Source organism: Enterovirga sp. GCM10030262, assembly GCF_042666435.1.
Classification (GTDB): Bacteria; Pseudomonadota; Alphaproteobacteria; order Sphingomonadales; family Sphingomonadaceae; genus Allosphingosinicella.
Genome location: NZ_JBHTDC010000001.1, coordinates 296,700 through 310,258, shown reverse-complemented (window position 1 = coordinate 310,258; position 13,559 = coordinate 296,700). Strand labels below are relative to the sequence as shown.

The window sequence follows — 13,559 nt, the reverse complement described above, 5'->3', positions numbered from 1 at the left end:
ACCTTCGGGGTCCGAGCCGGCGATCACAGCACCCAGACCCGCGGCGCCGCGCGCTCCTTCTCGAACAATTCCGTCATCGCCCACACCATCGCGTCCGCCCGGTCCGGCGAGCCCGCGCCCTGATAGCCCGCCCAGGTGAGCGCGCAGAGCTGGTCCTCCAGCTCGGGGAAATGCCCGGCCAGCCGGGCGCGGCCGGTCTCGAACCTGAGCGCGATCGGCTCGGCCCTCGCCGCCTTGCTCTTCGTGGCGTGGACGAGGCGGACGGGAAGGTCGGCGTCGACGGCGCGCAGTACGCTGGCGATCATGTCGCCGCCCTGGTTCTTCTCGGCGACCACCTTGCCGGCGCCGTAAAGCGCGGCCGCCTCCGCGACCCGCCGCGCCCAGGCTTCGGGCGAGAGGCCGCTCGCGCTGAGGTCGGCGAGCACGTGCGCGATTCCCTCCGCATCCCTGCCGCACACGACGATGCCGCACGAATCGCCGCCGGTCGAGGCGGGCGGATCGAGCCCGACGACGACGCGGGCGAAAGACCCTCTCTCCCCGGCGGGGAGAGAGATGGAGAGAGGGGGAACGGCGCCGGCGGGTTCGCGGTGACTCGGAACCCCCTCACCCCAACCCTCTCCCCGACGGGGAGAGGGAGCAGGGCCCCGCGCGCTCTCCAGCATCTTCCGCGTCCACAAGGCGCCCTCAAATTCCTCCAGCAACAGCCCTTCCAGCTCCTGCCGCCCCAGCCGCGTGCCGCCGTACATCGCGTCCATCGCCTCCAGGAAATCGGCGGCGAGGTGGGGATTGTCGGCGGTTCGGCCCCTGGTCTCGTGGCAGCGCGGCAGAGCGAGGATGCGCTTCAGCAGCGGCGCCGGCCGCGGCGTCGTCGTGACCAGGGTGCGCGGCCGCTCGCCCAGCCGCAGCCCGAGCATCAGATTGTTCCAGGCCGCGTCCGCCTTGCTCTGTCGCGACCCCGCGCCCGGGTGGCCGGGCGACCCCGCGCCCGGCCACTTCGCCAGCTCGTCGCACCAGGCATGATGATGCTGCGGCCCGCGCAATTTCTCGGGCCGCTCGGCCGAAAAGGCATGCGCCTCCGCCCCCGACGGGAAGAGCAAAACCCCCCGGCCCGCGATCCAGCGCGGGCTCTCGTCGCAGCGCGCCAGGCTGAGCAGCCCGCTTTCCCCCTCGACCATCACCCGCGCGACCTCGTCCAGGGTCGCGGCGACCAGGGCGATCCGCGCGTTTCGATCCTCGCGGGCGCGCGCCCACACCCATTCCGCCCCGGCCCGCGTCTTGCCGAAGCCGCGCCCGGCGACGATCGCCCAGATCCGCCAGGCGAGGCCGTCCGCCCCGGCCGGCGGCTCGGCCTGCCCGCCATGCGCCTGCCACCACCATTCCTCGACGATCGCCCGCACCGCCCCCTCCGGCAGCCCCGCGATCGCCGCCCGCCGCCGCCCCGGCGGCAGCCGCAGCAGATCCTCGAGCACGGCCAGCGCTTCGGCGCGGGTCATTCAATCCTCCCCGTTCCGGGGAGGATCGAGGCGCGCATCACTCGTCTTCCTCCGGCGGCGGCGGCGGCGGAATCAGAATGGGCTCGCTGTCCAGCCCGCGCCGGGCGCCGAGCGCGCGGAGGCGCTTGTCGAGAGCCACGATCGCCTCGTCGAAGGTCCAGCGCCGCTGGCACCCGGCCCGCACCTCGCGCGCCCCGGGGGGGCCGTGGCGCCGGTCCCACCGCCCGAGCAGCTTCATCACGCGCTCGAATTCCGTGGTCATCTCACCCGTCGCCCGCGGCTCGAAGGCCGCCCGCCGCTGCCCCTCCAGCCGCTGGCGCACCGCCTCGGCCTCCAGTTGCGCATAGGCCTGCGCCAGCGCCTCGTCCCAGCCGGCGGCGAACCGGGCGTCGGTGCGGCGATGCTTGTAGACGGTCGAATAATGGACGCCGGCGGCATCGCACGCCGCCTGGACGTCGGCGGTGCCGGCGAAATGGTCGAGGAACGCCTGCTTGCGCGCGTCGGTGAACGCGATCCCGCGCCCCCGCCGGCGCTGCAAGATCCGCAAATTGTTCGGCTGGATGTCGTCCGCCCCGGCCGCCGCGAGCAGCCCGGCCGACCGCCGCGCCTCCCTTTGCTCGACGGCGGAAAGCTCCACCGCCCATATCCAGGCGGAGCGAAACAACGGATCGCGCTTCCTCACGCAGTAAAAGGCCGGGGAGGAGAATCCTTGCCCCGCCGCCGCCGCGTCCCGCGCCATCCCCGCCCGCAACGCCGCCACAAAGCGCGCCTTCGCCGCATTGTCGATCCGCCGCCGCCCCGAATCAGTCTTCCCGCCCATGAGGGAATTAGAACATGCATGGAACATTGTAGGAAAGCGTTTTTTACCGGAGGGGTGAGCCAAGGTCGTGCCTGCCGCAGCGCCGCGGACGCGCAGCGGCCCCGAAGCAGCGGTCGGACACGACCCGGCCGGCCGACGGCCGGACGAAGCCCGAGCCGATCGACGCCACGGCTTTGCCGTGACTTCCGGCGCAGCGAGCGCGAGCGCTCGCAAGCCAGGCCGGAGTCGACCCCAGCCCGGCCGACGGGGCGTCCGGCCGCCCAGGCGAACCCGATTGCCTGTCCCGGGCTGGGTCCGGGATCGCGGCATAATGGTGCCGTGGCTAGCGAAGCAACACCCGTCAGGTTGAGCGACTTGGCCGATGCCGGTTGAATCGAATATGGTTGGCTGCACCAAAAGCTGGTTATGGGCGGCACGATAACTATACGTCCGAAAGAATGAATATCGGCAGGTTGGGGAGGGAATTATTGGTGCCGAAGCCCGGACACTTGGATTGGTTGGTTGATACCGGCGAGCGTCAGAATACCGCTTGCGGGCGCGAGATCGAGATTTGGGAACTCAATCCGCAGGAGAACGAAGCCGTCTTGTCGGCTTGGGCCGCCCACTTCCGCCAGCATTATATCTCAGACGAAGACCTTCCGATCATGGTCGATGGCACGGGGCTGACCAATGCAGAATACCTGCGTCAGACCCTGCTTCCCGATCGGACACAGATCCCCGGCCCGAGCCTGCGCTCGGGCGATTTCGGGGAGATACTGGTCGCCGACTACATCGAATATGTCCTCGGCTACTGGTGCCCGCGCGAGTTGCGCTATCAGGAGCGCTGGAATCGCAATGACTCGACCAAGGGGTGCGATGTCATCGGCTTCAAGTTAGTCGCTGACGGGCACGTCAGCCCCAACGATGAACTCTTTATCTTCGAGACGAAATCCGGGATGTCGGCCTCGGCGAACAACCGGTTGCAGGACGCCATCAAGGATAGCGACAAGGACAAACTTCGGGAGGCGATGAGCCTCAATGCCATCAAACAGAAGTTTGTCCGGCGCGGTGCGATCGACGACGCGGATCGCGTGAAGCGCTTCCAGGATATGGCCGACAGGCCCTTCCGGCGCATCAACGGCGCAGCCGCGATCCTCGACGACGATGTGTTCGGGCAAACCGACCTGACCGTCACCGACGCATCGGCGCATCACAACGCGGCGAACATCAGGCTTATCGTCATCAAGGGGCCGTCCATGATGACGCTGATCCACGCCCTTTATGAAAGGGCGGCGGATGAAGCCTGAAGCCAGCGCTCGCAACGTCCTCTCGACCACACGCGCCCGCGCGAAAATGCGCGAGTTCCGTGTTGCTGAGATCGACTTCAATCAGCTTCCCCGTGATCCCGGCATCCTCTTCGGGCTGGCCATTGCAATTCTTGGCGACGTGGCATCCACCGTCGCCGATCAGATCGGCGGTGAACTGGTGGGCGCCCCCCAAGCCTTCCCCACGCCGCCCGGTTGGGAAGAGGACGAGGCGGACCCGCAAACATCGCTGCGCTTCTCGTCGATCTTCTTCGACGCCTATATCAACGCAGAGTTGGATGCGGAGCTGACGCCCGAATTGTCGCTACTATGCGCCGCGACCTATTACATCGGCGGCAGCGTCGGCAGCGCTGCCGTCATCGTCCGTCACATGGACCCGCCAGACCTCCAAATCGCTGGCGGGCTCGGTTTTCTCCTCTACGCGATCCTCCAGAACAAGTTCTCAGCGATCGACGCGGCACATGACCATCAGGAGAGGACGAGCGCGCTTCTCAATGCCTTGTCGGAATTCTTCCGCCTTAATGGCGAGGCCGAGCTAGTGGCCGCTGCCATCGGCGAATTGCGGGACTACTTCCACGCAAACGGCTCGCCGCGCGAATTGCTCTATGCCGATGTGATCGGCGCAGTCTGCGCCCTCAAGCTGCGGAATGCGGCTCGCACGATCCTCCCGCTTGCATCGGGCCTCGATGCGGAGTTGTGGCGACCGGCACTCGCGAAGCCGCGATTCCCGATCGAGCTTTGGCCCGCCCAGCAGCGCATTGCCGATGCCGGGGTGCTCGGGGGGAGGTCGGCCGTTATCCAAATGCCGACCAGTGCCGGTAAAACGCGCGCGACCGAGCTAATCATCCGCTCAGCCTTCCTCTCCCAGCGCGCGCATCTTGCGGTGATCGTCGCCCCGTATCGCTCGCTGTGCCACGACATTCGGGGCGATCTCGTCACCGCCTTCCAAGACGAGAATATCCGACTCGACGAGGCCTCGGACTCCTATCAGTTCGACCTCGGGCTCGATGCGCTCTTCGCCGCTGATTCAGTGTTGATCGTCACGCCGGAGAAGCTGCTCTACATGCTCCGGCGCGCGCCCGATCTCGCGGAGCGGATCGGCCTGATGATCTACGATGAAGGCCATCAGTTCGACGGGATGGCGCGTGGCCCGACCTATGAGCTGTTGCTCACCTCGCTCCGCATGGCGCTGCGCCCCGAGACTCAGATCATCCTGATTTCCGCCGTCATCGGCAATGCAGGTGATGTGGCGGAATGGCTGATCGGCGACCGCGAAGCGGTTCTTGATGGGATCGGCCTCTTACCGACGACCAAAAGCATCGCGTTCTCGAGCTGGCAGGACCAGCGCGGACGCCTTGAATATGTGGACCCCCAAGACCCCACTGATCGCGAGTTCTTCGTGCCGCGCATCATAGCGGACACCATTCTTCAGCCTCGCCCGCGTGAGCGGACAGAGAGGCGCTTTCCCGAGAAGTCGGGCAGTGACGTGGGCCTCTTCCTCGGCCTTCACGTCGTAAGAAACGGCAGTGTCGCCGTCTTCTGTGGGCGCAAGGATAGCGTGACTGCCATCTGTAAGCGTGCGGTCGAACTGGCCGGGCGCAACTTCGCGGCCGAATGGCCCGTCGCATTCTCCGACGCTCAGGAGGTAGAGGCGATCCGGCTCCTTTCGGAGTTTCAGCTAGGTGCTGACGCTCCGGCGACGCAGGCGGCGCGCCTCGGCATCTTCGCGCACAATGCAGATACGCCACATGGCATTCGCCTGGCGGTTGAACATGCCATGAAGTTCGACCGGGCCAAGTTTGTGGTTTGCACCTCGACCCTCGCCCAAGGCGTCAACTTCCCCCTAAAATACCTGATCGTCACTACAACCCAGCAGGGAGGCGAAGGCATCCTCGTTCGAGACTTCCACAACCTGATGGGGCGCGCCGGACGGGCCGGTATGCACACCGAAGGCAGCGTCATCTTCTCGACTCCGACCATCTATGACCAACGCCAGCAATTCGGACGCGGCCAGTACAACTGGCAGCAAACCGTAAAATTGCTCGATGCTGCTAACTCGGAGCCGTCAGGCAGCTCCATTCTGGCGCTGTTTGAGCCCTACATCCAGCGCGGCACCGCCATTGTGCAGGAGATCCAGCCGGAGTGGCTGGACCTTGCATTTGCCGATGCCGCGAAGATTGAGGAAGTGGTAGATACCGCCCTTGCGGTCGAGCCGAACATAAGCCGGGCGGATTTCCGCAGGTTCATCGAAGGGCGAGCCAGGGCTGTCCAGAATATCGCGGCCTTTCTCGTCGCAAACATGACCTTCGCCGAGGGCGAAGACGCCGCCGAGCGCATCGCCGAGCTGGCAGCCAATACACTCGCCTACCACCTCGCCGGGGATGATACGAAGCCCCGCCTCATTGAAACTTTCCGGGCAATCGGCGCATCCATCGCCGCCAATACCGATGGCGATCAGAGGGCTGTGATTCGGCGCTCGCCCCTGCCGCCTGCAGCTGTCGCCGAACTGCGGACATGGCTTGCCGAGAATCTCGCGCCCCTTCAGGCAGCCGTTGCAGAAAATCGGCTTCTCGATGAAATTGCCGTGATCGCTTTGCGCTTCGCTTCCTCGCGTAAGATCACCGCCATCACTAATCAGGACGTGATCCCCCGCACCCTCCATGAGTGGGTTGCCGGAAACAGCTATGCGCGCATCCTCGCAACCTTCGTGGAGGTGGGCGCGCGAGTCGGGGGACGACGGCGCAGACCCACGGTCGAAGATGCCGTGGCGCTTTGCGAAGGGGGCTTCGGCTACGACGTGGCGATGATCGTCGCGTCGATCGCCGACCTCGCCGAGGAGGTTGACGAGGCCTTGCATAACGCCGCCTCGCTGCTCCAGCGCCAGATCAAGACGGGGCTGACGGAGCGGGCGGCACTCGCCTTCCATGAGGCGGGTTTCGCGGACCGGCACGTCGCCGGTTTCCTCGGGTTGCTCTGGCCCCTTGCGACCGATCGCGGCGGCGTCCGCGCCGCCTGTGAGCAGGAGGCCGTTATCAGGCCCGTCCTGCTCCAGTTCCCGAGCTACTTTACCGGCGTCGCAGCCGAACTTGGCGGATGGTCGCCTTAAGTCGCTGGGCTGTTCGAGCAGCAGCAACCGTCCCGATCTACCGCGGCACGTCCGGTTCGGCCAGAGACGGCGGTGCCAGGGAGGATAAGTCTAGAGCCGTTCCGTCGAAACTTGCGTGTTTTTTAACCGACGGCAGCTTTTAGGCATCGCAACGAGCCCGTTGAACGGCAACTTTGGCGCATAGCGGCCATTGTCCCCGGATGTTTGAGAAGGGGAAGGGGGCTTTCCTGCTCCGCCCCGAGGGCGCAATCGCCGATATCTAGGCGCTTCCGGCCTCACCGCCCCCGCCCGCCGGCAACGTCGCCACCGGCTCCACCTTGAGGCACGTCCCCGCCGCGCCGACCACCCGCACCCGCGCGCCGACCTCGGCGTCGGGGCCGCGCGCTTCCCAGACGCCGTCGCCGACCTTCACCCGGCCTTGGCCGCCCTCGATCGCGGCCACCACCCGCACCGTCTCGCCGACGAGGCGCGCGGCGCGGTCGTTGAGCAGGGGGTCGCTGCTCTCGACGGGGTGGCTGGCGTACCAGCGCCGGCCGAATGTGACCGCCCCCAGCGCCAGCAAAGCGAAGAGCGCGAACTGGAAGGCGAGGGGGACGGCGAAGATGAGGGCCGCGAAGCCGGTGATCGCCGCCGCCGCGGCCAGCCAGATCAGGAACACGCCCGGCATCAGCAATTCGGCGATGCCGAGCACGGCCGCGCCGATCAGCCAGACCCAGTGCGGCTCGATCCCGTCCCAGTTCATTGCCCGGCGCCCTCGAAGGGCCCGCGCCGGCGCGCGGGCGCGGGCGGGGGAGGGGTGTCGCCGCCGCTGCCGCTGCCGCTGCCGAGCGCGTCGCGGGCGAGGGCGCCGATGCCGCCCAATGTGCCGATCAATTGCGTCGCCTCGACCGGGAACAGGATCGTCTTGGCGTTGGGCGAGGTCGCGAACTGGCTGACCGCCTCGACATATTTCTGGGCGATGAAATAGTTGATCGCCTGGGCATTGCCGCCGGCGATGGCGTTGGAGACGACTTCGGTCGCCTTGGCTTCGGCTTCGGCTTCGCGCTCGCGGGCCTCGGCGTCGCGGAAGGCGGCCTCGCGGCGGCCCTCGGCCTGGAGGATCTGGCCCTGCTTCTGGCCTTCGGCCTTGAGGATCTCGGAGGCGCGGAGGCCCTCCGATTCGAGGATCAGGGCGCGCTTCTCGCGTTCCGCCTTCATCTGGCGGCCCATCGCGTTGACGATGTCGGCGGGCGGGCGGATGTCCTTGACCTCGACGCGGGTGATCTTGACCCCCCACGCCTCGGTCGCCTGGTCGACCACGGTCAAGAGCCGCGCGTTGATCTCGTCGCGCTTGCTGAGGGTCTCGTCGAGGTCCATCGAGCCCATCACGGTGCGCAAATTGGTCGTCGTCAGCTGCATGATCGCGAGATAGAGGTCGGACACCTCATAAGCCCCCTTGGCCGCGTCCAGCACCTGGAAAAACACCACCCCATCCACCGCCACCATGGCATTGTCCTTGGTGATGATCTCCTGGCCGGGGATGTCGAGCACCTGCTCCATCATGTTGATCTTGCGGCCGACGCGGTAGAAGAAGGCGGGGTAGAAATTGAAGCCGGGCCGCGCGACCGTGGTGAAGCGACCGAAATGTTCTATCGTATAATGATAGCCCTGTCGGACGATCTTGATGCTGGCCATCAGGTAGATGATGACCAGGACCAGTATGAAGAATAATGCTATTGCTTCCATCGCCTGACCCCTCCCTGGCTCTATCGGCGATATCATGTAGACAAGAGGCCCGGCTTCCAAGCAGAATCGGAACGATGCCCCAGACTCGCCTTCGCCTTTGCCGCTCCCTGCTTTTCCTGCCCGCCTCCAATCCGCGCGCGATCGAGAAGGCGCGGGAGCTTCCCGCGGACATGGTGATCCTCGATCTCGAGGACGCGGTGAAGCCCGAGGACAAGGCGGCGGCGCGCGCAGCGGCGGCGCGGGCGGTCGAGACCGGATTCGGCGAGCGCGTGGCCGCGATCCGCGTCAACGTCGCGACCAGCCCCTTCTACGGCGACGACATCGTGGCGATCCGGCGCGGCCCTGCCGATTTCGTCATCGTTCCCAAGGTCGACGACCCGCGTCAGCCCGCCGACGCGGCGCGCCTGACCGAGCGGCCTATCCTGGCGATGATCGAGACGGCGCGGGGGGTATTGGCCGCGCCGGCGATTGCGGCGTCCTGCGCCGGGCTCATCGTCGGCACCAACGATCTCGCCGCCGATCTCGCTTTGCCGCCGTCGCGCGGGCGGGCGGCGCTGGCGCATGCGCTTCAGGCCGTCGTCCTCGCCGCCCGCGCCGCCGGCGTGGCGGTATTCGACGGTGTCTACAACCGGCTGGAGGACGATGCCGGCCTCACCGAGCAATGTGAGGAAGGGCGCGCATTCGGCTTCGACGGCAAGTCGCTGATCCACCCGTCGCAGATCGACACCGCCAACCGCATATTCGGCCCGAGCGAGGCGGAGATCGCAGCGGCCGAGCGGCTGGTCGCCGCCGCGACCGGCGGGGCGGAGCGGTTCGAGGGCGCGATGATCGAGGAGATGCACGTCGCCGCCGCCAGAGCGGTGCTGGCCAGGGCGCGGCGCTGACGGTCTTGCCAGCAAGGCCGCCGCTGGCCTAGGCAACGCCATGATAGCCAGATTGTTGTTCGCGGCCGCGCCGCTTTTCGCCCTTGTCCCCGCCACCGCTTCGGCCCAGGAGAGCGCTCCCGCCGTAAGCGTGGAGCAGATGCGACGGCACATCGACATCCTCGCCAGCGACGCTTTTGAAGGCCGCAAGCCCGGGACCCAGGGCGAGACCAAGACCTTGCGCTACATCGCCGATCAGTTCGGCGCGATCGGCCTCGAACCGGCGGCCAACGGCGGTTGGTTTCAGGCGGTCCCGCTGGTCGAGCGCAAGCCTTTCGCGCACCGCGCCATCTGGAGCGGCGACGGCGGCCCGATCGCCTTCGCGCAGGGCGATCTGGTCCTGCTCGGGACGCGGCCGCAGGAGAGTCTTTCGCAGGCGCCTGTCCTGTTCGTCGGCTACGGCCTGCCCGCGCAGATCGAGGCTATTGATCCGCGGGGCGCGATCGCACTGATTCTCTCCGACGTGCCGGAAAAGCTGGGAGCGCCCGGCTATTCCGAACGGGCCAAGGCGCTGACGGAAGCGGGTGCGGCGGCGGTCATCGCCATCATGGGCGACGATGTGCCCTGGTCGGCGCTTCAATCCTATTACGGCCGGGGGCAGACCCGGCTCGCCGGCGACCCCCGGGCGCCGATCACCGGCGCGATGCCCCTCGCGGCGGGCGACAGGCTGGTCGGCGCCGGCGGCGGCGAGCTGGCGAGCGCCGGGGCCGCGGGCTTCAAGCCGGTTCGACTCGGTCTCAGCGGATCCCTGGACGTGTCGACGCAGGTCCGGCCTTACGAGTCGCACAATGTCATCGGGCGGCTGAAGGGGAGCGGGGATACCGGCGAGAGCCTGTTGTATCTCGGTCATTGGGATCATCTGGGCATCTGCCGTCCGGACGATGCCGAGGATCGAATCTGCAACGGCGCCGTCGACAATGCGAGCGGCATCGCGATGCTGATCGAGATCGCGCGGGAGATAGCGGCAGGCCCAAGGCCGGCGCGCGACCTGCTCTTCATGGGCACCACCGCCGAGGAGATCGGGCTGCTCGGCGCGGAATATTTCGGGGCCCATCCGGTGGTGCCGATCGAGTCGCTGGTGGCGGCGATCAACATCGACACGGTCGCGATATCGCCGGCGGGCGAGCCGGTCGCGATCGTCGGCCGGGGCACGACCCCGCTCGATCCTTTGGTCGACGCGACGGCGCGCGAGCTCGGCCGCGCCGTCGACAGCGACGAGGAGGCGAACGCCTTCGTGCAGCGGCAGGATGGCTGGGCGCTGACCCGCGCCGGCGTGCCGACGGTGATGGTCGGCGGCTCCTTCGCCAATATGAAGATTCTCGGCGCCTTCCTTTCGGGCCCATACCACAAGCCCGAGGACGATCTGGAGCGACCGCTGGTGCTGGAAGGCGCGGCCGAGGATACCGAATTGCTGATCGCGCTCGGCCGAAAGCTCGCCGATCCCAGCCAATATGATCCCGAGCCCGAATCGGCGGCGCGCTAGCGCTCCGGCCATTCCCTACCTATGTAGCGGCACCGAATCCCGACAGACGAGAGAGAATATGGACATCAGCCTGGGGCTCACCTTCGACGACGTGCTCCTGAAGCCGGCCGAGTCGAGCGTGGTGCCGAGCCAGGCCGATACCCGCACCTGCGTGACCAAGGAGATCGGACTCAACATCCCCATTCTCTCCTCGGCGATGGATACCGTGACCGAAGCCGACATGGCGATCGTGATGGCGCAGCTGGGCGGCCTCGGCGTGCTCCACCGCAACCTCGACATCGACGAGCAGGCGGCGGCGGTACGCGCGGTAAAACGATTCGAGAGCGGCATGGTGGTGAACCCGATCACCATGACCCGGGACCAGACGCTGGCGGACGCGCTCGACCTGATGGCCAAGCACCGCATTTCCGGCATCCCGATCACCGAAAAGGACGGCCGGCTGGTCGGCATCCTCACCAACCGCGACGTACGCTTCGCCGAGAATCCCCGCCAGCCGGTCTCCGAGCTGATGACCAGCGAAAATCTCGTCACCGTCGGCCCTGGCGTCACCCAGGAAGAGGCGAAGAGGCAGCTCCACCAGCGGCGGATCGAGAAGCTCCTCGTCGTCGATGAGCAGAGGCGCTGCATCGGCCTCATCACGGTCAAGGATATCGAAAAGGCGGTCACCTACCCCTCGGCCACCAAGGATGCCTCCGGCCGGCTGCGCGTCGCCGCCGCGACCACGGTAGGGGACAAGGGCTTCGAGCGTTCGGAAGCGCTGATCGACGCCGAATGCGACCTGATCGTCATCGACACCGCCCATGGCCACAACAAAGACGTCGCCGCGTCGGTCGAGCGGATCAAGAAAATCTCCAACGCCGTCCAGATCGTCGCCGGCAATGTCGCGACGGCGGAAGCCACCAAGGCGCTGATCGGCGCCGGCGCGGATGGCGTGAAGGTCGGTATCGGTCCCGGCTCGATCTGCACCACCCGGGTCGTCGCCGGAGTCGGCGTGCCCCAGCTCACCGCCATCTTCGACGCCGCCAACGAAGCGGCGAAGAGCGGCATTCCGATCATCGCCGACGGAGGTCTTCGCACCAGTGGCGATGTCGCCAAGGCGCTCGCCGCCGGCGCCGCGACCGTCATGGTCGGATCGCTCCTCGCCGGCACCGAGGAAGCGCCGGGCGAGACCTTTCTCTACCAGGGGCGCACCTACAAAAGCTATCGCGGCATGGGCTCGGTCGGCGCGATGGCGCGCGGCTCGGCCGACCGTTATTTCCAGCAGGACATCAAGGACCAGTTGAAGCTCGTGCCCGAGGGGATCGAGGGCCAGGTGCCCTATAAGGGCCGCGCGCGGGACGTGATCCACCAGCTGGTCGGCGGGGTGAAGGCGGCGATGGGCTATACCGGTTCGGCGACCATCGAAGAGCTGCAGAAGCGCGCCCAGTTCGTCCGCATCACCAATGCGGGCCTTCGCGAAAGCCATGTCCACGACGTCGCCATCACCCGCGAGGCGCCCAATTATCCGACCCGCTGAGGCATGACTCCCGCCGCGCGCACCCAGGCGGCGATCGAGCTGCTCGACGAGATCGCCGTCGCCGCGCGCGAAAGCGGAGCCGCCGCCGACACCTTGATCGCGCGCTATTTCAAGGCGCGGCGTTATGCCGGGTCCGGCGACCGCCGCGCCGTGCGCGAGCTCGTCTACCGCGCGATCCGCCGGTCGGGCGAGCCGCCGGTTTCGGGACGTGCCGCGATGCTAGGGCTGGCGCGGGAGGTTCCCGAGCTTCGCACCTTTTTCGACGGATCGGCGCACGGCCCGGCGCCCGAGGTCGAAGGGGAGGCGGCTTGCCCCGCCAGTTTCGCACCCTCCTGGCTGCACGGGCGTTTCGATCCGCTGATCGACGAAAGCGAGCTATTGGCGCTGCTCGAACGGGCGTCGCTGGACGTCCGCGTGAACCGGTTGAAGGGCGGCGTCGAGGTCGCGCTGCCGGCGCTCCCGGGCGCCGTCGCCATGCGATTGTCGCCGATCGGCCTTCGCCTCCCGGAGGGGTTCCAAGTCGAAGAGACCGAGGCGTGGCGCTCCGGCTTGGTCGAGGTGCAGGACGAAGGGAGCCAATTGCTGTCGCTGGCCTGCGGAGCGGAGGCGGGAATGACAATCGTCGACGTCTGCGCGGGCGCGGGCGGCAAGACCCTCGCTCTGGCCGCGGAGATGGGGAATGAGGGACGCATCGTCGCCAGCGACACCGACCGCGGGCGGCTCTCCCGCATGACCCCGCGACTGGCGCGGGCGGGGGTCTCGATCGTCGAGACGCGCCTGCTCGATCCGGGCAGGGAGGGGGCCGCTTTGGCCGATCTTGTCGGGACAGCGGATGTCGTGCTGGTCGATGCTCCATGCTCCGGCACGGGCACTTGGCGCCGCAATCCCGAGACGCGCTGGCGGCTCAATCCCGATCGTCTCGCCCGGCTCGTCGCGCTCCAGGCAGATCTTCTCGATATCGCGGCGGAACTCGTCCGCCCCGGCGGTCATTTGGTCTATGCCGTCTGTTCGGTGCTGGCCGAAGAGGGACGGGGACAGGCCGAGGCCTTCGGCCGCCGCCGTTCAGCTTTCGTATCGGAAGCCCTTCCTATCCCGGGCGGACGATTATCGGGCCAAGGGCGCCTGCTGACGCCGGCGCATGACGGCACGGACGGCTTTTTCGTCGCGCGGTGGCGGGCGCCATGCTAGG

10 protein-coding genes are annotated in these 13,559 nt (G+C 67.4%); 6 read left to right on the top strand and 4 right to left on the bottom strand.

Translation table 11 applies throughout. The features are described from left to right. Window positions 1-23: 23 nt before the first annotated feature. On the bottom strand, window positions 24-1,493 hold the full coding sequence (locus ACFQRC_RS01430) for a terminase large subunit domain-containing protein (RefSeq protein WP_379956994.1): 1,470 nt from the start codon (window positions 1,491-1,493) through the stop codon (window positions 24-26). A gap of 37 nt (window positions 1,494-1,530) precedes the next feature. Beyond that, entirely contained in the window at window positions 1,531-2,253 is a 723-nt protein-coding gene (locus ACFQRC_RS01425; protein ID WP_379956991.1) for a hypothetical protein, read from the bottom strand. A gap of 530 nt (window positions 2,254-2,783) precedes the next feature. On the opposite strand from ACFQRC_RS01425, the gene ACFQRC_RS01420 reads away from it, so the two are divergent. After that, window positions 2,784-3,599 (top strand): Hachiman antiphage defense system protein HamA, encoded by an 816-nt coding sequence (locus tag ACFQRC_RS01420; protein WP_379956989.1) that lies wholly within the window; start codon window positions 2,784-2,786, stop codon window positions 3,597-3,599. Beyond that, entirely contained in the window at window positions 3,589-6,723 is a 3,135-nt protein-coding gene (locus ACFQRC_RS01415) for a DEAD/DEAH box helicase (protein WP_379956987.1), read from the top strand. The genes ACFQRC_RS01420 and ACFQRC_RS01415 overlap by 11 nt, the downstream gene beginning before the upstream one ends. Window positions 6,724-6,982: 259 nt before the next feature. Here ACFQRC_RS01415 and ACFQRC_RS01410 read toward each other — a convergent pair whose 3' ends face one another. Continuing rightward, the gene (locus ACFQRC_RS01410; RefSeq protein ID WP_379956985.1) at window positions 6,983-7,465 is read right to left on the bottom strand and encodes an NfeD family protein; all 483 of its coding nucleotides are present in this window, start codon (window positions 7,463-7,465) and stop codon (window positions 6,983-6,985) included. Further along, complete coding sequence (locus ACFQRC_RS01405) at window positions 7,462-8,448, bottom strand: SPFH domain-containing protein (RefSeq protein WP_379956982.1); 987 nt, start codon at window positions 8,446-8,448, stop codon at window positions 7,462-7,464. Before ACFQRC_RS01405 ends, ACFQRC_RS01410 begins: the two co-directional genes overlap by 4 nt. A gap of 74 nt (window positions 8,449-8,522) precedes the next feature. Here ACFQRC_RS01405 and ACFQRC_RS01400 point away from each other — a divergent pair, with 74 nt between their 5' ends. From ACFQRC_RS01400 to ACFQRC_RS01385, 4 genes are read left to right on the top strand one after another with little or no spacing between them, the layout of a single operon-like run. Further along, window positions 8,523-9,332, top strand: a complete 810-nt coding sequence (locus tag ACFQRC_RS01400; RefSeq protein ID WP_379956979.1) for an HpcH/HpaI aldolase/citrate lyase family protein — start codon at window positions 8,523-8,525, stop codon at window positions 9,330-9,332. A 40-nt stretch (window positions 9,333-9,372) separates the two neighbouring features. Next, complete coding sequence (locus ACFQRC_RS01395) at window positions 9,373-10,854, top strand: M28 family peptidase (RefSeq protein ID WP_379956977.1); 1,482 nt, start codon at window positions 9,373-9,375, stop codon at window positions 10,852-10,854. A gap of 58 nt (window positions 10,855-10,912) precedes the next feature. Next, window positions 10,913-12,370 (top strand): IMP dehydrogenase, encoded by a 1,458-nt coding sequence (gene guaB, locus ACFQRC_RS01390; RefSeq protein ID WP_379956975.1) that lies wholly within the window; start codon window positions 10,913-10,915, stop codon window positions 12,368-12,370. Between the two features lie 3 nt (window positions 12,371-12,373). Then, window positions 12,374-13,558, top strand: a complete 1,185-nt coding sequence (locus tag ACFQRC_RS01385; RefSeq protein WP_379956973.1) for an RsmB/NOP family class I SAM-dependent RNA methyltransferase — start codon at window positions 12,374-12,376, stop codon at window positions 13,556-13,558. Window position 13,559: the final 1 nt, after the last annotated feature.